This window comes from Frigoribacterium sp. VKM Ac-2836, from assembly GCF_013248995.1.
Classification (GTDB): Bacteria; Actinomycetota; Actinomycetes; order Actinomycetales; family Microbacteriaceae; genus Frigoribacterium.
In genome coordinates, this window is sequence record NZ_JABRPK010000001.1 from 1069541 (window position 1) to 1089519 (window position 19979).

General features: G+C 69.2%; 18 protein-coding genes. All 18 read left to right on the plus strand.

The window, feature by feature from the left end:
- Positions 1-36: 36 nt before the first annotated feature.
- The 18 genes from alaS (at position 37) to metK (ending at position 19977) form a co-directional block, all read left to right on the plus strand.
- Positions 37-2709 (plus strand): alanine--tRNA ligase, encoded by a 2673-nt coding sequence (alaS, locus tag HRF36_RS04985; RefSeq protein ID WP_173207020.1) that lies wholly within the window; start codon positions 37-39, stop codon positions 2707-2709.
- Between the two features lie 8 nt (positions 2710-2717).
- Positions 2718-3227, plus strand: a complete 510-nt coding sequence (gene ruvX, locus HRF36_RS04990) for a Holliday junction resolvase RuvX (RefSeq protein ID WP_173207023.1) — start codon at positions 2718-2720, stop codon at positions 3225-3227.
- Between the two features lie 213 nt (positions 3228-3440).
- Complete coding sequence (gene mltG, locus HRF36_RS04995; RefSeq protein ID WP_217270869.1) at positions 3441-4574, plus strand: endolytic transglycosylase MltG; 1134 nt, start codon at positions 3441-3443, stop codon at positions 4572-4574.
- Positions 4575-4674: 100 nt separating this feature from the next.
- Entirely contained in the window at positions 4675-5880 is a 1206-nt protein-coding gene (gene aroC / locus HRF36_RS05000) for a chorismate synthase (RefSeq protein WP_173207037.1), read from the plus strand.
- Positions 5881-5912: 32 nt separating this feature from the next.
- A complete protein-coding gene (locus HRF36_RS05005) occupies positions 5913-6392 on the plus strand; it encodes a shikimate kinase (protein WP_173207950.1) in 480 nt (159 codons plus the stop codon).
- The gene (gene aroB, locus HRF36_RS05010; RefSeq protein ID WP_173207039.1) at positions 6389-7477 is read left to right on the plus strand and encodes a 3-dehydroquinate synthase; all 1089 of its coding nucleotides are present in this window, start codon (positions 6389-6391) and stop codon (positions 7475-7477) included. The genes HRF36_RS05005 and aroB overlap by 4 nt, the downstream gene beginning before the upstream one ends.
- 85 nt (positions 7478-7562) lie before the next feature.
- Positions 7563-8126, plus strand: coding sequence for an elongation factor P (gene efp / locus HRF36_RS05015; RefSeq protein WP_043592746.1), 564 nt, complete (start codon positions 7563-7565; stop codon positions 8124-8126).
- 3 nt (positions 8127-8129) lie between these two features.
- Entirely contained in the window at positions 8130-8540 is a 411-nt protein-coding gene (gene nusB / locus HRF36_RS05020; protein WP_173207041.1) for a transcription antitermination factor NusB, read from the plus strand.
- A 103-nt stretch (positions 8541-8643) separates the two neighbouring features.
- Entirely contained in the window at positions 8644-9237 is a 594-nt protein-coding gene (pyrR, locus tag HRF36_RS05025) for a bifunctional pyr operon transcriptional regulator/uracil phosphoribosyltransferase PyrR (RefSeq protein ID WP_173207043.1), read from the plus strand.
- Positions 9234-10190, plus strand: a complete 957-nt coding sequence (locus HRF36_RS05030; RefSeq protein ID WP_173207045.1) for an aspartate carbamoyltransferase catalytic subunit — start codon at positions 9234-9236, stop codon at positions 10188-10190. Before pyrR ends, HRF36_RS05030 begins: the two co-directional genes overlap by 4 nt.
- Entirely contained in the window at positions 10187-11557 is a 1371-nt protein-coding gene (locus HRF36_RS05035) for a dihydroorotase (RefSeq protein ID WP_371740021.1), read from the plus strand. The genes HRF36_RS05030 and HRF36_RS05035 overlap by 4 nt, the downstream gene beginning before the upstream one ends.
- Positions 11554-12075: a hypothetical protein gene (locus HRF36_RS05040; protein ID WP_173207047.1), complete on the plus strand. Its 522-nt coding sequence runs from the start codon at positions 11554-11556 to the stop codon at positions 12073-12075. The genes HRF36_RS05035 and HRF36_RS05040 overlap by 4 nt, the downstream gene beginning before the upstream one ends.
- A complete protein-coding gene (gene carA / locus HRF36_RS05045; RefSeq protein WP_173207062.1) occupies positions 12068-13252 on the plus strand; it encodes a glutamine-hydrolyzing carbamoyl-phosphate synthase small subunit in 1185 nt (394 codons plus the stop codon). Before HRF36_RS05040 ends, carA begins: the two co-directional genes overlap by 8 nt.
- Positions 13252-16527: a carbamoyl-phosphate synthase large subunit gene (carB, locus tag HRF36_RS05050; RefSeq protein WP_173207076.1), complete on the plus strand. Its 3276-nt coding sequence runs from the start codon at positions 13252-13254 to the stop codon at positions 16525-16527. The genes carA and carB overlap by 1 nt, the downstream gene beginning before the upstream one ends.
- Positions 16524-17378, plus strand: a complete 855-nt coding sequence (gene pyrF, locus HRF36_RS05055; protein ID WP_173207079.1) for an orotidine-5'-phosphate decarboxylase — start codon at positions 16524-16526, stop codon at positions 17376-17378. Before carB ends, pyrF begins: the two co-directional genes overlap by 4 nt.
- Positions 17366-18280 (plus strand): guanylate kinase, encoded by a 915-nt coding sequence (gene gmk, locus HRF36_RS05060; RefSeq protein ID WP_173207082.1) that lies wholly within the window; start codon positions 17366-17368, stop codon positions 18278-18280. Before pyrF ends, gmk begins: the two co-directional genes overlap by 13 nt.
- Positions 18281-18357: 77 nt before the next feature.
- On the plus strand, positions 18358-18624 hold the full coding sequence (gene rpoZ, locus HRF36_RS05065; RefSeq protein ID WP_173207084.1) for a DNA-directed RNA polymerase subunit omega: 267 nt from the start codon (positions 18358-18360) through the stop codon (positions 18622-18624).
- Positions 18625-18750: 126 nt separating this feature from the next.
- Positions 18751-19977 carry a methionine adenosyltransferase gene (gene metK / locus HRF36_RS05070; RefSeq protein WP_371740049.1) on the plus strand — a complete coding sequence of 409 codons (1227 nt, stop codon included), beginning with the start codon at positions 18751-18753 and terminating at the stop codon, positions 19975-19977.
- Positions 19978-19979: the final 2 nt, after the last annotated feature.

Below are 19979 nucleotides of genomic sequence, written 5' to 3' on the forward strand. Positions count from 1 at the left end.
GTCCTGACACACGACCCACCCACCCTCGGGAGAACCATGCAGACCGCTGAAATCCGCCGCCGTTGGCTCGACTACTTCGGCGACCGGGGCCACACCGTCGTCCCGTCCGCGTCGCTGGTCAGCGACGACCCGAGCCTGCTCTTCACGGTCGCGGGAATGGTCCCGTTCATCCCTTACCTCACGGGACTCGTCCCGACGCCGTACCCGCGTGCCACGAGCGTCCAGAAATGCATCCGCACGAACGACATCGAAGAGGTCGGCAAGACTCCGCGTCACGGCACGTTCTTCCAGATGAACGGCAACTTCTCGTTCGGCGACTACTTCAAGGAAGAGGCGATCCGCTACGCCTGGGAACTCCTCACCTCCAGCGAGGGCGACGGGGGCCTGGCGTTCTCGCCCGATGACCTGTGGGTGACCGTCTACGAAGAGGACGACGAGGCCATCGCCCTGTGGAAGAAGGTGGCAGGCCTGCCCGACGAGCGCATCCAGCGCCTCGGTAAAGACTCCAACTACTGGCACACGGGCCAGCCCGGGCCCGCCGGACCGTGCTCGGAGATCTTCTTCGACCGTGGCCCCGCTTACGGTGTCGACGGCGGTCCGGCGACCGACGACGACCGCTACGTCGAGATCTGGAACCTCGTGTTCATGCAGTACCAGATCGAGAACGTGCGCTCGAAGGTCGACTTCGACATCGTGCGCGAACTGCCGAACAAGAACATCGACACGGGGATGGGTCTCGAGCGCGTCGCCTTCCTCAAACAGGGTGTCGACAACATGTACGAGATCGACCAGGTGCGGCCCGTGCTCGACAAGGCCGCCGAGCTGTCCGGGCGCCGCTACGGCGCCGTTCACGACGACGACGTCCGCATGCGGGTCATCGCCGATCACGTGCGCAGCTCCCTGATGCTGATGTCCGACGGGGTCAGCCCGTCCAACGAGGGCCGCGGGTACATCCTGCGCCGCCTCCTGCGCCGCTCGGTCCGCTCGATGCGTCTGCTAGGTGTCGAGGGCGCGACGTTCCCCGTGCTCTTCCCGGCCTCGCGTGACGCCATGAAGGCCGCCTATCCCGAGGTCGAGACGGACTACGAGCGCATCGCGCGCCTGGCGTACGCCGAAGAAGAGACCTTCCTCCGCACACTCGCCGCAGGCACGAGCATCCTCGACATCGCCGTCGACGACACGAAACAGCGCGCGGCGACGGGGACGACCCCGCAGCTGCAGGGCGACACGGCGTTCCTGCTGCACGACACCTTCGGGTTCCCGATCGATCTCACCCTCGAGATCGCCGAAGAGAGCGGACTCACCGTCGACCGCGAAGCGTTCGACCGGCTCATGTCCGAACAGCGCGCGCGGGCCAAGGCCGACGCCAAGTCGCGCAAGGTGGCTCTGGCCGACCTCAGCGTCTACAGCGCCTTCCGCGCACAGGGCGAGACGGTGTTCACGGGCTACGACGAGCTCGACACCGAGACCCGCGTGCTCGGCCTGATCGTCGACGGCGTCGGAGTCGACCGAGCCGTCGCGGGCGACATCGCGGAGGTCATCCTCGCCGAGACGTCGCTCTACGCCGAATCCGGCGGACAGGAGGCCGACTCGGGCCGCATCGTCGGCACGGGCTTCGACCTCGAGGTCCTCGACGTGCAGAAGCCGGTCAAGGGTCTGATCAGCCACCGCGTCCAGGTGTCCTCCGGCGAGGTGGGCGTCGGCGACGTCGCGACCAGCGTGGTCGACCCCGGCTATCGGCGAGGCGCCACGCAGGCGCACTCCGCCACGCACCTGATCCACGCCGCCCTCCGGGAGGTGCTCGGGCCGGAGGCGCACCAGGCCGGGTCCTACAACAAAGCCGGATACATGAGGCTCGACTTCAACTGGAACCAGGCCCTGAGCCCGCAGACGCGCTCCGAGATCGAGGAGATCGCCAACAACGCGATCCGTGACGACCTGCAGGTCGTCACCCGAGAGATGCCCCTCGACGAGGCCCGGGCCCTCGGTGCCATGGCCCTCTTCGGCGAGAAGTACGGCGAGACCGTCCGCATGGTCGACATCGGCGGCCCGTGGTCTCGCGAACTCTGCGCGGGCACCCACGTCTCGACCAGCTCTCAGGTGGGCCTGATCAACCTCGTCAGCGAGACCTCGGTGGGCTCCACGAACCGCCGCGTCGAATCGCTCGTGGGACTGGACGCGTTCCGTGACTTCGCCGCCGAACGTGCCCTGGTGTCCCAACTGACCTCCTCGCTCAAGACCCCTCGTGACCAGCTCGCCGACCGCGTCGGCGACCTCGTCACGAGCCTGCGCGCCGCAGAGAAGAAGATCGCCGAATTCGAGTCCGCTCGCCTCGCCACGCGCGTGCCCGCCCTGGCCGAGACCGCGACCTCGATCGGTGGTCTCACCGTCGTGGCCGAGGCGGTGGGGCAACTCGGTTCGACCGACGACCTGCGATCGCTCGCCCTGTCGGTGCGAGAGCGGCTCGGTTCCGCCGGAGCATCGGTGGTCGCCCTCGCGGCCGACGTCGCGGGCAAGCCCGCAGTGATCGTCGCCACCACCGAGGGCGCGCGCCAGGTCGGCGTGAAGGCCGGTCGTCTCGCCAAGGGAGCCGCCGCGGCTCTCGGGGGTGGAGGGGGCGGCAAGGACGACCTCGCCCAAGGCGGGGGATCGGACGTCTCGGCGATCCCGGCCGCGCTGACAGGCATCGTCGCCGAGCTCCAGGCCTGAGCGTCGCGATGCGCCAGGGCGTCAGGATCGGCATCGACGTGGGCAAGGCCCGGGTCGGCGTTGCCCGCACCGACCCCGCCGGGCTGATCGCCACCCCGGTGGAGACGCTGGCGCGTTCGGCCGACGGAGTGGCTGACATCGGGGCGGTTCGAGAGTTGGTCGTCGAGCTCGATGCCCTCGAGGTCATCGTCGGTCTGCCGATCGCCCTGTCGGGTCGGGACACGGCGTCGACCCAGGACGCTCGTGACTTCGCCGCGTCGATCGCCCGGGCCGTCCCCGTACCCGTCCGACTCGTCGACGAGCGGCTCTCGACGGTCAGTGCGCAGGGTGCGCTCCGCGCGTCGGGCCGCAAGGGCAAGAACCAGCGCTCCGTGATCGACCAAGTGGCCGCTGTTATCATCGTCCAGCACGCGCTCGACCTCGAGCGCTCGAGCGGTCAGCCGCCCGGGCGGACGGTCGACGTGACCCGAGAGACGGGCGGCGACGTCGCCGCACCCGCCACCGACGAAAGACAGTGATTCGTGGCCGACGAACCCGATTGGGACGACATCTTCTCGTCCCAACCCCAGAACGACCGCCCTGGTGACACGGCCGGAGGTCGGCTGGGCGGCACGACCGACGGTGGGTCAGCACGCGCCGACGGGACACCGTTGCGCAGGAGTACGCACCAAGAGCCTCCTACGCTCTCCCGTCGCGAGCAGCGTGAGCGCGAGAGACGGGCCGATCCCGTCGTGCCCACGCCGCCCGACGACGACGGCAGGCGCCCTCGAGGACGCGCGACGCGAGAACCCCGCGCGCGCCGGTCCAAGAAGGGCCCGATCGTCCTCGCGTCCATCCTCGTGCTCGTCCTCGCCGGAGGCACCGCCGGTGTCGCCGCCGCCTGGGGGCAGGTGCAACCCCTGATCGCCAAGTTCACGGGTGACGACGAACCGGCCGACTACGCCGGCAGCGGCAACGGCACGCCTGTCGAGTTCGCCATCGTCTCCGGCCAGGTCGGCTCCGACATCGCCCAGAATCTCGCCGACGCCGGCGTCACCCAGAGTTACGAGTCGGCCTACTCGGTCCTGCTGTCCAACCCGTCGATGACCTTTCAGCCGGGCACCTACACCTTGCAGCAGCAGATGAGTGCCCAGTCGGCCCTCGACGCACTGCAGGACACCGCGAACCGCATCACCAACAAGGTCGTCATCCCCGAAGGGACGGCGGCGGCGGACGCCTACGAGCTGCTCGCCACCGCGACGTCGATCCCGATCGCCGACGTCCAGGCCGCCGCCGCGGACTACACGTCGTACGGCCTCCCCGCCGAGGCCACGAGCCTCGAGGGATGGCTCTTCCCGGCGACCTACGAGCTCGACCCGGGCAAGACGGCCCACGACTACCTGCAGGACATGGTCACCACCATGACCGAACACCTGCAGTCGGCGGGTGCGCAGCCCGCCGATTACCAGAAGACGATCGTCTTCGCATCGCTCATCCAGAAAGAAGCCGGTCTCGCGGACGACTACCCCAAGGTCGCGCGTGTCTTCCAGAACCGTCTCGATCAAGGAATGCTGCTGCAGTCGGATGCGACGGTCGCCTACGGCACGGGCAACACCCACCGGGTCACGACGACCGACGAGGAGCGCGGCGACGCGAACAACGCCTACAACACCTACGTCCACGAGGGGCTGCCGGTCGGGCCGATCTCGAACCCGGGTGACCTCGCCCTCAACGCCGCACTCAACCCCGCCGATGGCACGTGGCTGTACTTCGTCACGGTGAACCTCGACACCGGCGAGACGGCCTTCTCGACCACGTTCGGCGAGCACCAGGCCGCCGTGAAGCAGTGGCAGGCCTGGATGCGCGAACACCCCGAGTACCAGTAAGACAGGTGGCCCTCGGGACGAACCGTGCGGTGCCGTCCAGAGGGGTCGGCAGCCCGCGTGCCGGTCGGTCGGCCCCTCTGCCTGTGGGATGATCGACACCATGCTTCGTTGGTTGACCGCTGGAGAATCTCACGGGCCCGAGCTCGTCGCCGTCCTCGAGGGACTGCCGGCCGGCGTGCCGGTGTCGCTCGACGCCATCCGCGCCGACCTCGCCCGCCGCAAACTGGGCTACGGCCGAGGCTCGCGCATGAAGTTCGAACAGGACGAGCTGAACATCTCGGGTGGCGTGCGGCACGGCCTCACCATGGGCGGCCCCGTCGCCCTCCGCATCGGCAACACCGAGTGGCCGAAGTGGGTCGAGGTCATGAGCCCCGAGCCCGTCGACGTGAGCGACGCCTCGCGCGGTCGAAGCGCCCCTCTCACCCGACCCCGACCCGGCCATGCCGATCTCGTCGGCATGCAGAAGTACGACTTCGACGAGGCCCGTCCCATCCTCGAGCGTGCGAGCGCTCGCGAGACGGCGGCGCGCGTGGCGCTCGGGGCCGTCGCCCGATCCTTCCTCGGCGAGCTCGGCATCGAACTCGTCAGCCACACCTTGGCCATCGGTCCGGTGCGCGTACCGGACGGCACCCCCGTTCCCGTCCCGTCCGACGTCGACCGTCTCGACGACGACCCGCTGCGTTGCTTCGACGAGACGACCAGTCGACTCATGGTCGACGAGGTCGAGGCCGCGAAGAAAGACGGCGACACCCTCGGCGGCGTGGTCGAGGTGCTCGCCTACGGCGTCCCGCCGGGGCTCGGCTCGCACGTGCACTGGGACCGCCGCCTCGACTCGCAGCTGGCTGCGGCCTTGATGGGTATCCAGGCGATCAAGGGGGTCGAGGTCGGCGACGGTTTCGAGACCACCCGCAGGCGCGGCTCCGTCGCCCACGACGAGCTGCACCGTACCGACGGGGTCATCTCGCGCGACACCGACCGCGCCGGCGGCACCGAAGGCGGCATGAGCACGGGCACCGTGCTCCGCGTCCGCGCCGGCATGAAGCCCATCGCCACCGTTCCCCATGCTCTCGCCACGATCGACGTCGCAAGTGGCGAAGAGAGCAAGGCGCACCACCAACGCTCCGACGTCTGCGCGGTCCCGGCCGCCGGTGTCGTCGCCGAGTCGATGGTCGCCCTCGTCCTCGCCAACTCCGTCCTCGAGAAGTTCGGCGGCGACTCGGTGGGCGAGACCATCCGTAACCTCCGCGGTTACCTCGACGCCATCCCCGAGAACCTGCGGACTCGGCCGGCGTCCGCGGCCGAGTGAGGGCCGCGGGGCCGATCGTCCTGATCGGGCCGATGGGTGCGGGCAAGACGAGCATCGGCAAGAAGCTCTCGCGACGACTCGGCGTCCCGTTCGTCGACAGTGACCGCCTCGTCGTCCGACGACACGGACCGATCGCCGACCTGTTCGAGACCCACGGCGAACCGCACTTCCGCCACCTCGAGCGCGATGCGGTCGCCGAGGCCCTGTCGGGTGACGGGGTGGTGTCGCTGGGTGGGGGAGCCGTCCTCGACCACCGCACCCGCGCCTCCTTGAGCGGGCTCTCCGTCGTCCTGCTGACCGTGTCGGCCGAGGCCGTCGAGTCGAGGCTGGCCGGCAGCGCCCGGCCCTTGCTGCAGCGAGGCGGCATCGAGGCCTGGCACGCCATCACCGCCGAGCGCGATCCCGTCTACCGGGCCCTCGCGTCCGTCGTGTTCGACACGTCCCACCGGCCCGTCTCGACCGTCGTGGACGACATCGAGACCTGGCTCGACTCCGAGAGAGGCACCGTATGACCGACGAGACCGACACCACGACCATCCACGTCGGAGGGGACGCTCCCTACGACGTCCTCGTCGGCAGGGGCCTCACGGGCCTCCTGCCCGGCGTCCTGCACCCCCAGACGAAGAAAGTGCTCATCGTCCACGCACCCACCCTGGGCCGCAAGGCCGGGGCCGTGCGTGACACCTTGGTGGCGGCCGGCTACGAAGCGCTGATCGCCGAGGTACCCGATGCCGAGGACGCCAAGCGCATCGAGGTCGCCGCCTTCTGCTGGCAGGTGCTCGGCCAGGCCGACTTCACGCGCACGGACGCCGTCATCGGCCTCGGCGGCGGGGCCATCACCGACCTCGCGGGCTTCGTGGCCGGCACCTGGCTCCGGGGCGTCCCGCTCGTCCAGATGCCCACCAGCGTGCTGGGGCTCGTCGACGCGAGCGTCGGCGGGAAGACCGGCGTGAACACGGCCGAGGGCAAGAACCTCGTCGGTGTCTTCCACCCACCCGTCGCGGTGCTGGCGGATCTCGATCACCTCGACACCCTGTCCAAGAACGAGATCCTCGCCGGGTTCGCGGAGGTCGTCAAGGTCGGTTTCATCGCCGAGCCCGAGATCCTCGACATCGTCGAGGCCGACATCGACCGGGCGACCGACCCGACGACGCCCGAGTTCCGTCGAGTCGTCGAACTGGCAATCGGGTGCAAAGCCCGAGTCGTCGGCGAGGACCTCACCGAACAGGGACTGCGCGAGATCCTGAACTACGGTCACACCCTCGGCCATGCCGTCGAACACGCCGAGCGCTACCAGTGGCGCCACGGGGCCGCGGTCTCGGTGGGCATGGTGTTCGCGGCCGAGCTGGCCAGACTGACCGGCCGGTTGTCCGACGAGGCGGTGGACCGCCATCGACGCATCCTCGAGTCGCTGACGCTTCCCGTGTCGTACCCCCTCGGCCGATGGAACACGCTCCTGGCCACGATGCAGCGGGACAAGAAGGCGCGGGCGGGCCTCCTGCGCTTCATCGTCCTCGACGAGATCGGTCGACCGACCGTGCTGCAGGGGCCCGACCAGAGCCTGCTCTTCGCGGCCTACCAAGAGATCGGCTCCTAGCCCTTCGGCCCGTCAGGGCGTCCGCTACACTCGACGATGGCCGATTCCGGCCGATCTCCCCCCACCCCGAACGGATCATCCGCGCATGGCGACTACCAACGACATCAAGAACGGTGCCGTCCTCAACCTCGACGGCCAACTCTGGAACGTCATCGAGTTCCAGCACGTCAAGCCGGGCAAGGGTGGTGCGTTCGTCCGCACGAAGATGAAGAACGTGATGTCGGGCAAGGTGGTCGACAAGACCTTCAACGCCGGCACCAAGATCGACTTCGCCAACGTCGACCGTCGCGAGTACACGTACCTGTACGCCGAGGCCGACGGCTACGTCTTCATGGACACCAGCGACTACGACCAGATCAACGTGCCCGCCACGATCGTGGGCGACGCGAAGAACTTCATGCTCGAGAACCAGAACGTGCAGATGGCACTGCACGACGGCGACCCGCTCTACATCGAGCTGCCCGCCTCGGTGATCCTCGAGGTCACGTACACCGAGCCGGGCCTCCAGGGCGACCGCTCGACCGGTGGTACGAAGCCCGCCACCGTCGAGACCGGCTACGAGATCCAGGTGCCGTTGTTCCTCGAGACCGGCACCAAGGTCAAGGTCGACACCCGCGACGGCGGCTACCTCGGCCGCGTCAACGACTAGTCGGTGAGCGCACGCACCAAGGCGCGCAAGCGCGCCCTCGACGTCCTGTACGTCGCCGACATCCGTCAGATCTCGATGACCGACGCCCTCGTCGCCGAGACGCAACGCGCCCTCGACCAGCCCGAACGCGGTTCGAGCTGGGGCTACGCCCGCGACATCGTGCAGGGGGTCATCGACCACCGCGACGAGATCGACGAACTGATCGAGACGTACTCGCAGGGCTGGACGCTCGCCCGCATGCCCACCCTCGATCGCGGCATCATCCGCATCGGCATCTGGGAGCTCCGCCACAACGACGAGATCCCCGACGCGGTCGCGATCAGCGAGGCCGTCGAGCTCGCGCAGACGCTCAGCACAGATGACTCGGCCTCGTTCGTCAACGGTCTGCTCGGTCGCATCGCGACCGCCGGCTGATCGGCATCGATCGACCCCGCGGCGCGTGACGACGCGATAGGCTGGAACCATCCACACCGACATCCTTTAAGTTCCGTCCCGAGAGGCGGGGAAGGAGGTCCGATTGAGCACCCGTACCGTGCTGAGTCAGGCTGACATCACGCGTGCCTTGACACGCATGGCCCACGAGATCCTCGAATCCAACAAGGGTGCCGACGGCCTCGTCGTCCTGGGAATCCCTACCCGCGGTGTCGTCCTCGCCGACCGCCTCGCGGCCTCTTTGTCGTCGATTTCGGGCAGTCCCGTGGCCGTCGGGTCGGTCGACGTGACCATGTATCGCGACGACCTCCGGCGTCAGCCCACCCGGTCGCCCGGCCCCACCTCCGTTCCGTCAGGAGGCATCGACGGCAAGACCGTCGTCCTCGTCGATGACGTGCTCTACTCGGGCCGGACCATCCGTGCAGCGCTCGACGCACTCGGTTCGATCGGTCGGCCCCGCGCCGTCCGCCTCGCGGTGCTCGTCGACCGGGGCCACCGGGAGCTGCCCATTCGGGCCGACTTCGTCGGCAAGAACCTGCCCACCTCGACCGTCGAGCGCATCTTCGTCCGGTTGCACGGCGTCGACGACGACGAGCTCGTCGCCATCGACGACGGGGCGTCCACAGCAGGGGCGGGTGCCGAAGCAGATCCGGTCAGCAGCCCGGGGGCGAGCCGATGAGACACCTGCTCAGCACCGCCGATCTGTCGCGCGACGAGGCGATCCGCGTCCTCGACGTCGCCGAAGACATGGCCGACGTCGCCACTCGCGAGGTGCGCAAGCTGCCGACGCTTCGGGGCATCACGGTCGTCAACCTGTTCTACGAGGACAGCACCCGCACACGCATCTCGTTCGAAGCCGCCGCCAAGCGTCTCAGTGCGGACGTCATCAACTTCGCCGCCAAGGGATCGAGCGTCTCGAAGGGCGAGTCGCTGAAAGACACGGCCCAGACCCTCGCCGCCATGGGGGCCGACGGCATCGTCATCCGCCATCCGTCGAGTGGTGCCCCTCGCGTCCTCGCCGACAGCGGCTGGGTCGAGGCAGGCATCGTCAACGCCGGGGACGGCACGCACGAGCACCCCACGCAGGCGTTGCTCGACGCCTTCACGATTCGCCGTCGTGTCCACGGGACGGTGAGTCGAGGTCGCGCCCTCGACGGCGTCGAGGTGATGATCGTCGGCGACATCCTGCACTCGCGTGTCGCCCGCTCGAACGCGTGGCTGCTGCGGACGCTCGGTGCCCACGTGACGGTGGTCGCACCTCCCACGCTCGTCCCGGTCGACGTCAGCCGGTTCGGAGTCGACGTGCGCTACGACCTCGACGAGGCCCTCGCCGAGGTGTCTCCCGACGTCGTCATGATGCTGCGCATCCAGCAGGAGCGCATGAACGACGCGTTCTTCCCGAACCCGCGCGAATACGCCCGGTCGTGGGGCCTGGGCGCCGCACGATTCCGGTCGTTGCCTCCGTCGACCCTCGTCATGCACCCCGGCCCGATGAACCGCGGACTCGAGATCAGCGACGAGGCAGCCGACTCGCCACGATCGACGGTCCGCGAGCAGGTCACGAACGGCGTCGCCGTCCGCATGGCCGTGCTCTACCTCACCCTCGCCGGCGACCGAGAGGACGCATCGTGACCACCACCCATCTCATCCGAGGTGCCGAGACCGTCGACGGCGGCCGGACGGACGTCCTCGTCCGTGACGGGGTCGTCGTCGAGCTCGGCACCGGTGTGACCGCTGCCGGCGCGACGGTCACCGACGCGGACGGCCTGCTGTTACTGCCCGGGCTCGTCGACCTCCACACCCACCTCCGCGAGCCCGGGGGCGAGGGCAGCGAGACCGTCCTGACCGGCTCGCGGGCCGCGGCCGCCGGCGGGTACACCGCCGTCAACGCCATGGCCAATTCCTCGCCCGTGGCCGACACGGCGGGGGTCGTCGAACAGGTGCAGGCGTTGGGTCAGCGCGCGGGCTTCGTGACGGTCCGTCCCATCGGTGCGGTCAGTCAGGGCCTGAAAGGAACCCATCTCTCCGAGATCGGCGCCATGGCCCGCTCGCGGGCCGGCGTCCGGGTCTTCTCGGACGACGGGTCCTGCGTCGCCGACCCCCTGCTGATGCGCCGGGCCCTCGAGTACATCAAGGGGTTCGGGGGAGTCCTCGCCCAGCATGCGCAGGAACCCAGGCTGACCGAGGGCGCACAGATGAACGAGGGCGCCCTGTCCGCAGAGCTCGGCCTGGGCGGCTGGCCCGCGGTCGCCGAAGAGGCGATCATCGCCCGCGACGTGCTGCTCGCCGACCACGTCGGCGCCAGACTGCACGTCTGCCACGTCTCGACGGCCGGCAGCGTCGAGGTCATCCGCTGGGCCAAGTCACGGGGCATCGAGGTCACGGCCGAGGTCACACCGCACCACCTCTTGTTGACCGAGGACCTCGTCGCGGGCTACGACTCGCGTTACAAGGTGAACCCGCCACTCCGTCGCTCCGAAGACGTCAAGGCGTTGCGTGTTGCCCTGGCCGACGGCACGATCGATGTCGTGGCCACGGACCACGCCCCGCACACCTCCGAGGCGAAGTGCTGCGAGTGGGACGCCGCCGCCAACGGCATGGTCGGTCTCGAATCGGCTCTGTCGGTCGTGCACCACACCATGGTCGACACGGGTCTGATCGGCTGGGCCGACGTGGCCCGGGTGATGTCGGTCACCCCGGCAGTCATCGGGCAGGTGGCCGGGCACGGACGTCCCCTCGCCGTGGGAGAACCGGCCGAGCTCACGCTCTACGATCGAGGGGTGACCCGCACGTTCTCGACCGAGCACCTCGCGGGGAAGAGCCGCAACTCGCCCTACCTCGGGCGCGTCCTGCCCGGTGAGGTGCGCGCGACCTTCCACCAGGGCTACGCGACCGTCCTCGACGGTCACGTCGTCGACAGCGAGATCGTCGCTCACGCAGCCCGACTGGTCGACAGCGCCGCCGCCCTCGCGGGGGCCGACGGGACGGCCGCCCGATGAGCCAATGGATCATCGCCGCGCTCATCCTCGTCGGCGTCGGCCTGCTGATCGGACTGATGGCTCGGTCCTGGAGGGCCCGCGGGAGGCGCCAGTCCGACATCCCCGCCCCCGACCGTGCGCCGGACGATCTGTCCGAGCCGGCCGTCGCGGTCGACGCTTTCTACGTGGCGACGTCACGAGGCGGCGATCCGCTCGACCGCGTCGTGGTCCACGGCCTGGGGTTTCGTGGCCGGGCCGTCGTGTCCGTCCACACCGAGGGCGTGCGCCTCGAGATCGCGGGTGAACCGGCCGTGCTGATCCGCGCCTCCTCGTTGCGAGGGGTCGACCGAGCGACCTGGACCATCGACCGAGTCGTCGAGCGGGACGGCCTCGTCCTCGTCGGGTGGAGTCTCGGCGACGTCGACCTCGACACCTACCTGCGCATCACCGACGATCCGGCACCCGTCGTCGACGCGATCCGCCCCCTCGTCCCCACGGCCCCCGGGGCCGGCACCACCAAGGAGAAGACCATTGACTGACGCCTCCACCACCGACAGGGCCGTGCTGGTCCTCGCCGACGGCACCCGGTACACGGGTCGTGCCTACGGCGCCGTCGGGCGCACCCTCGGCGAGGTCGTCTTCGCGACCGGAATGACCGGCTACCAAGAGACGCTCACCGACCCCTCGTACGCCGGGCAGATCGTCGTCATGACCGCGCCCCACATCGGCAACACGGGCGTGAACGACACCGACCCCGAGTCCCGCCGCATCTGGGTCGCCGGCTTCGTCGTGCGTGACGCCAGCCGGGTGGTGTCGAACCACCGGGCGCAGGGCAGCCTCGACGAGCAGCTCGTCGCCGACGGCATCGTCGGCATCCGCGGCATCGACACCCGCGCCGTCACCCGCCGTCTTCGCGAGGTGGGCTCGATGAAGGGCGGCGTCTTCAGCGGGCCCGACGCCGACCTCGACCCCGCGGAGCAGCTCGACCTCGTCACCGCCGGGGCCGACATGCGTGGCCTCAACCTCTCCAGCCAGGTGTCGACGGTCGAGCCGTACGTGCTGCAGGCCGAGGGCGACCGCATCGGATCCGTCGCCGTGCTCGACCTGGGAGTGAAGACCTCGACGCTGCGCTATCTCGCGCAGCGGGGCTTCGAGGTGCACGTCCTGCCGCAGTCCACGACCCTCGATGGGCTCCGTGCCCTCGCCCCCGACGCCCTCTTCTACTCGAACGGACCGGGCGACCCGGCAGCGAGCGACTCACAGGTCGAACTGCTCCAGGGCGCTCTGCGTGACGGGCTGCCGTACTTCGGCATCTGCTTCGGCAACCAGCTCTTCGGCCGCGCCCTGGGCTTCGGCACCTACAAGCTGCCCTTCGGTCATCGCGGTATCAACCAGCCGGTGCTCGACAAGACCACGAACAAGGTCGAGATCACGAGCCAGAACCACGGGTTCGCCGTCGACGCGCCGATCGACGGCGTCATCGACTCACCGGCTGGCTTCGGCCGGGTGGAGGTCAGCCACTACAGCTTGAACGACCAGGTGGTCGAGGGACTCCGAGCCCTCGACATCCCGGCGTTCTCGGTGCAGTACCACCCCGAGGCCGCCGCCGGCCCGCACGACAGCAACCACCTCTTCGACCGCTTCCGTGAGGCGGTCGTCGCCCGGAAGAACGGCCAGGCCGTCGACTTCGGCTCCGACATCGAAAGCAGCAACTGATGCCCAAGCGTGACGACATCAACTCCGTCCTCGTGATCGGCTCCGGTCCGATCGTCATCGGTCAGGCGGCCGAGTTCGACTACTCGGGCACCCAGGCCTGCCGCGTCCTCCGCGAAGAGGGGGTGAGGGTCATCCTGGTGAACCCGAACCCGGCCACGATCATGACCGACCCCGACTTCGCGGACGCGACGTACATCGAGCCGATCACCTCCGAGGTGCTCGAGGCGATCATCGTCAAGGAGCGCCCCGATGCGATCCTGCCCACCCTCGGCGGTCAGACGGCCCTCAACGCCGCCATCGCCCTCGACGAGGAGGGCATCCTCGCGAAGCACGGCGTCGAGCTGATCGGCGCCAAGGTGGAGGCCATCCAGAAGGGCGAGGACCGCCAGCTGTTCAAGAAGCTCGTGCTCGAGTCGGGCGCCGACGTCGCCAAGTCGTACATCGCCACGACCGTCGATCAGGCCGTCGAGTACGCCGAGGACCTGGGCTACCCCCTGGTCATCCGCCCCTCCTTCACCATGGGTGGGCTGGGCTCCGGCTTCGCCTACACCCGGGACGAACTGGTCCGCATGGTCACCGACGGACTGCACCAGAGCCCCACGACCGAGGTCCTGCTCGAAGAGAGCATCCTCGGCTGGAAAGAGTACGAGCTCGAGATGATGCGCGACACGGCCGACAACACGGTCGTGGTCTGCTCGATCGAGAACGTGGACCCGGTCGGCGTCCACACCGGCGACTCGATCACCGTGGCCCCGGCCCTCACGCTCACCGACCGCGAGTACCAGAACCTCCGTGACATCAGCATCGACATCATCCGGCGCGTGGGTGTCGACACCGGCGGTTGCAACATCCAGTTCGCGGTGGATCCGGCCGACGGCCGGGTCATCGTCATCGAGATGAACCCCCGCGTGTCGCGCTCCAGCGCCCTCGCGTCGAAGGCGACCGGCTTCCCGATCGCCAAGATCGCCGCGAAGCTGGCCCTCGGGTACCGTCTCGACGAGATCCCGAACGACATCACCAAGGTGACCCCCGCCTCCTTCGAACCGACGCTCGACTACGTCGTCGTCAAGGTTCCCCGGTTCGCCTTCGAGAAGTTCCCGGCGGCCGACACGACGCTGACCACGACGATGAAGAGCGTGGGCGAGGCCATGGCCCTCGGCCGCAACTTCACGCAGGCGTTGCAGAAGTCGCTCCGGTCGCTCGAGAAGCGCGGGTCGAGCTTCCACTGGCAGGGCCAGCCCGGAGACCAGGAGGCGCTGCTCGCGTTGGCGTCGACGCCCACCGACGGTCGCATCGTCACCGTCCAGCAGGCCCTGCGGTCGGGCGCGACGGCTGAGCAGGTCTTCGACGCCACCAAGATCGACCCCTGGTTCATCGACCAGATCGTGCTGATCAACGAGATCGCCGAGCAGGTCGCCTCGGCAGCCGAGCTCGACGCCGACACCCTCGTCCTGGCGAAGGACCACGGGTTCAGCGACGACCAGATCGGCCAGCTGCGCGGTCTCTCCGAGCAGCAGGTGCGCGATCACCGCCACGCGCTCGACGTGCGCCCCGTCTTCAAGACCGTCGACACCTGCGCCGGTGAGTTCCCCGCCCTGACGCCGTACCACTACTCGAGCTACGACACCGAGACCGAGGTCGTGGCCAGCGACCGCCGCAAGGTGATCATCCTCGGCTCGGGGCCGAACCGCATCGGGCAGGGCGTCGAGTTCGACTATTCGTGCGTCCACGCCAGCTTCGCCCTGAGCGACGCCGGCTTCGAGACGATCATGATCAACTGCAACCCCGAGACGGTCTCGACCGACTACGACACAAGCGACCGGTTGTACTTCGAGCCGCTGACCCTCGAGGACGTCCTCGAGGTCGTCCACGCCGAGAGCGCCAGCGGCGAGCTCGTCGGCGTCGTCGTGCAACTCGGCGGCCAGACGGCCCTGGGTCTGTCGAAGGGTCTCGAGGCCGCCGGTGTGCCCATCCTCGGCACGACGCCCGACGCGATCGACTCGGCCGAAGAACGAGGCCTCTTCCAGGGCATCCTCGACCAGGCCGGCCTGCTCGCACCGCGCAACGGCACGGCGACCGACTACGCCAGCGCGGTGGCCGTCGCGGAAGAGATCGGCTACCCGGTACTGGTGCGACCGTCCTACGTCCTGGGCGGCCGCGGCATGGAGATCGTCTACGACAGCCCCTCGCTCGCCGACTACTTCGAGCGGGTCGCGGACCAGGCCATCATCGGCCCCGAGGCACCCCTGCTGGTCGACCGCTTCCTGGACGACGCCGTCGAGATCGACGTCGACGCGCTCTACGACGGCACCGAACTGTACGTCGGCGGCATCATGGAACACATCGAAGAGGCCGGCATCCACTCCGGCGACTCGAGCTGCACCCTGCCGCCCGTCACGCTCGGGAAGGGCGAGATCGACCGCGTCCGGGAGGCCACCCTCGCCATCGCGAAGGGTGTCGGCGTGTCCGGTCTGCTCAACGTGCAGTTCGCGATCGCGGCCGGCGTGCTCTACGTCATCGAGGCCAACCCCCGGGCGAGCCGGACGGTGCCGTTCGTCTCGAAGGCGCTGGGCATCCCGCTGGCCAAGGCGGCCTCGCTCATCATGGTCGGGCGGACCGTCCGCGATCTCGTCGAGATCGGTCTTCTGCCCGCCCAAGACGGTTCCGACGTCCCGCTCGACTCGCCAATCTCCGTCAAGGAGGCGGTGCTGCCGTTCAAGCGGTTCCGCACGAAAGAGGGCCAGGTCGTCGACAGCGTGCTCAGTCCCGAGATGCGCTCGACCGGTGAGGTGATGGGTATCGATCGCGACTTCCCACGCGCGTTCGCGAAGAGCCAGACGGCGGCCTACGGCGGGCTCCCCACGTCGGGCACCGTCTTCGTCAGTGTCGCCGACCGCGACAAGCGGGCCATCGTGTTGCCGGTGCTGCGCCTCCAGCAGCTCGGCTTCCGCATCCTCGCGACCGAAGGGACGGCCACCGTCCTCGTGCGCAACGGCATCCACGCCGACACCGTCGACAAGTTCAGCGCCGGAGGCCATTCGGTCGTCGACCTGATCAACGCCGATGAGGTCGACATCGTGATCAACACCCCGAGCGGGTCGACCGCCCGAGCCGACGGCTACGAGATCCGCGCGGCGACGGTGGCAGCCGACAAGGCGCTCTTCACGACCATCGCCCAGCTCGGCGCGGCGGTCGCGTCCATCGAGGCCGTTCAGAGCGACCTCGAGGTGACGAGCCTGCAGGACTACGGTCTCGCCCGGGCGGCCCGACGGTGAGCTCGTCGTTCGGCGACCGGCTCGCGGCGGCGTTCGCCGCGACCGGTCCGCTCTGCGTCGGCATCGATCCCCATCCCTACCTCCTCGACCAGTGGGGGCTCGCGAACGACGCCTCTGGCGTGCGCGAGTTCGGCCTGCGCGTCGTCGACGGCCTGGCCGGCTCGGCGTCGATCGTCAAGCCGCAGGTCGCGTTCTTCGAACGCTGGGGATCGGCGGGGTTCGCTGCGCTCGAGGACGTCCTCGAAGCCGGGCGCGAGCGGGGCCTTCTCCAGATCGGCGACGCGAAGCGGGGCGACATCGGCTCGACCATGGACGGCTACGGAGACGCCTGGTTCGACGGGTCGTCGCCGTTGCGGGTCGACGCACTGACCGTCTCGCCCTATCTCGGCTTCGACTCGATGACCGGCCTGGTCACGCGGGCGCGGGCCGTGGGCGCAGGGGTGTTCGTGCTGGCCGCGACGTCCAACGCCGAGGCGCTGGCCACCCAGACGGCCGTGCGGACCGACGTCCACGGCGCGGAAGGCACCGTCGCGAGCGGTATCGTCGACAACGTGCTCCATGACAACCAGACGGCGGGCGACGCCCCGTTCGGCAGCGTCGGCCTCGTGCTCGGCGCGACCGTCGACCTCGACGACTACGGCATCGACGCCTCGCGACTGACGACGACGCCCGTTCTGGCCCCGGGGTTCGGCCATCAGGGCGCGACCTACGCCGACCTGCCCCTCCTCTTCGGCCCCGCCGCCGGGGCCGTGCTGGTCTCCGCTTCCCGCGCCCTCCTCGCCGCGGGTCCGGCAGGTTTCGCCGATGCGGTCCGTCGTGACGCCGACGAGGTGCGTTCGTGCCTCGTCTGACCCCGCCTCCCGTCGACCGCGCCGCGGCGGCTCGCGCCGCCGTGGCCGCGCGACGGGGGCGCGCCGCCGTCAAGAACGCCGTCGCCTCTCGAACCCGGAGCGCCCTGGACGTCGCCGAGACCGCCTGGGCCGGCGAGCCCACGAGTCCCGAAGGGTCTCTGAGGGTCCGCGAACTGCTCACGAGCATCCCGGGCATCGGTCCGACCCGCGTCGCCCGGATCATGACCGAACTCGGCATCGCTGAGTCGAAGCGGGTCGGCGGCCTCGGGGTCAGGCAGCGCCGCATCCTGGGCGACTGGTTGGCCGCGCGCGAGGCCAAGGGGCGCCTCCGCTCGCGGCTCGTCGTCCTCGCGGGCCCCACGGCCGTGGGAAAGGGCACCGTGTCGACCTACATCCGCGAGAACTATCCCGACGTGCACCTCAGCGTGTCGGCGACGACCCGTGCACCGCGACCCGGCGAGGTCGACGGGGTCCACTACTACTTCGTCGACGACGCCGAGTTCGACCGCATGATCCGGGACCGCGAACTGCTCGAGTACGCCACGGTGCACAACTCCTACCGCTACGGCACGCCCCGTCCCCCCTTGGACGCCGCCCTCACCGAGGGTCGCAGCGTGCTGCTCGAGATCGATCTGCAGGGTGCACGACTCGTCCGGGCCGCGATGCCCGAGGCCGTGCTGGTCTTCCTCCTTCCCCCGACCTGGGACGAACTGGTCCGTCGGCTCATCGGACGAGGTACCGAGGACGCCGCCGAACAGCACCGGCGACTCGAGACCGCGAAGGTCGAACTGGCCGCCCAGGACGAGTTCGACGCGCGTGTCGTGAACCACGACGTGGCCGAAGCGGCCCGCGAGGTCGTAGAATTGATGACTGCGCCCGATTCGGGCCGCACCCGCGCGTGACCCGCGCCCCGATCTTGGTGCCCACGCTCGTCCCGAGCGGTGTCGGCACCGAAGCCCATCGACACGAGGAGCAACCAATGGCCGACAAGAACCAGGGCATCATCGATCCCCCCATCGACGAACTGCTCTCGAAGGTCGAGTCGAAGTACGCACTCGTCATCTTCGCCTCCAAGCGCGCCCGCCAGATCAACGACTACTACGCCGATCTGCACGAGGGCAGCCTGTTCGACAACGTGGGCCCCCTGGTCGACAGCTCGATCGACGACAAGCCCCTCTCGGTCGCCATGCACGAGATCAACGAGGACAAGCTCGAGGTCAAGCCGCTTCCGGCTCCCGCCGAGTAGCGCGACGACACGACCAGCCCGTCTGACGGTGGTCGGTCTTATCATCTGATGAGGCCCCCGGGAGTCCATCCCGCGGGGCCTCATCGCGTCCGCACCCCGAACGACATCCAGAGGAACACCGTGACCCTGACCGACACGACGACCGATCCCGCCACGACGACACCGACCTCCCTGCGACTGTTCACGTCCGAGTCGGTCACCGAGGGCCACCCCGACAAGATCTGCGACCAGATCTCGGACGGCATCCTCGACGCGTTGCTCGCGGTCGACCCCGCCAGCCGGGTCGCGGTCGAGACGATGGTCACCACGGGGCTCGTCCACGTCGCCGGCGAGGTCACGACCAAGGGGTACGTCGACATCCCGACGATCGTGCGTGATCTCATCGTGGGCATCGGGTACGACTCGTCGGCCGTGAGCTTCGACGGGCGCACCTGTGGGGTCGAGGTGTCGATCGGCTCGCAGTCTCCCGACATCGCCCAAGGCGTCGACACGGCCCTCGAGGCGCGCGGCGGCGACGACGATGCGCTCAACCGCCAGGGGGCAGGTGACCAGGGCATCATGTTCGGCTACGCAACCAACGAGACGGCGCAGTACATGCCCCTCCCGGTCTGGCTCGCCCACCGGTTGGCCGAGCGGCTCGCGGCGGTCCGCAAATCGGGCACCCTCGACTATCTGCGACCCGACGGCAAGACCCAGGTCACGGTCGGCTACGACGGGGTCGTCCCCAAGACCGTCGACACCGTCGTCCTGTCGACGCAGCACTCGCCTGCTGTCTCGAGCGAACAACTCGAGTCGGATGTCATCGAGCACGTCATCCGTCCCGTCCTCGACGAAGCAGGACTCTCGTCCGTCGACACCCGGTTCATCATCAACCCGACCGGCCGGTTCGAGATCGGTGGCCCCCAGGGCGACGCCGGCCTCACGGGCCGGAAGATCATCGTCGACACCTACGGCGGCGCCAGCCGTCACGGTGGAGGCGCGTTCTCGGGCAAGGACCCTTCGAAGGTCGACCGCTCCGCCGCTTACGCCATGCGCTGGGTGGCCAAGAACGCCGTGGCCGCAGGCCTCGCCGACCGGCTCGAACTCCAGGTGGCCTACGCGATCGGACGGGCCGCACCCGTCGGCCTCTACGTCGAGACCTTCGGGACGGGGCACGTCGGCGACGACGTCATCACGGCCGCCATCGAGTCGGTGTTCGACCTCCGCCCGGCGGCGATCATCCGCGACCTCGACCTCCTCCGGCCGATCTACTCGGCGACGTCGACCTACGGCCACTTCGGTCGCGACCTGCCCGACTTCACCTGGGAGGCGCTCGACCGCGTCGACGCCCTCCGGGCCGCCGCCGGGCTCTGACC

Bases quoted from the DNA above. Each gene is read 5' to 3' on its own strand.
- aroC (WP_173207037.1), top strand. From the start codon at position 4,675: ATGCTTCGTTGGTTGACCGCTGGAGAATCTCACGGGCCCGAGCTCGTC.
- ruvX (WP_173207023.1), top strand. From the start codon at position 2,718: ATGCGCCAGGGCGTCAGGATCGGCATCGACGTGGGCAAGGCCCGGGTC.
- alaS (WP_173207020.1), top strand. From the start codon at position 37: ATGCAGACCGCTGAAATCCGCCGCCGTTGGCTCGACTACTTCGGCGAC.
- HRF36_RS05030 (WP_173207045.1), top strand. From the start codon at position 9,234: ATGAGACACCTGCTCAGCACCGCCGATCTGTCGCGCGACGAGGCGATC.
- HRF36_RS05040 (WP_173207047.1), top strand. From the start codon at position 11,554: ATGAGCCAATGGATCATCGCCGCGCTCATCCTCGTCGGCGTCGGCCTG.
- rpoZ (WP_173207084.1), top strand. From the start codon at position 18,358: ATGGCCGACAAGAACCAGGGCATCATCGATCCCCCCATCGACGAACTG.
- efp (WP_043592746.1), top strand. From the start codon at position 7,563: ATGGCGACTACCAACGACATCAAGAACGGTGCCGTCCTCAACCTCGAC.
- carB (WP_173207076.1), top strand. From the start codon at position 13,252: ATGCCCAAGCGTGACGACATCAACTCCGTCCTCGTGATCGGCTCCGGT.
- aroB (WP_173207039.1), top strand. From the start codon at position 6,389: ATGACCGACGAGACCGACACCACGACCATCCACGTCGGAGGGGACGCT.
- HRF36_RS05005 (WP_173207950.1), top strand. From the start codon at position 5,913: ATGGGTGCGGGCAAGACGAGCATCGGCAAGAAGCTCTCGCGACGACTC.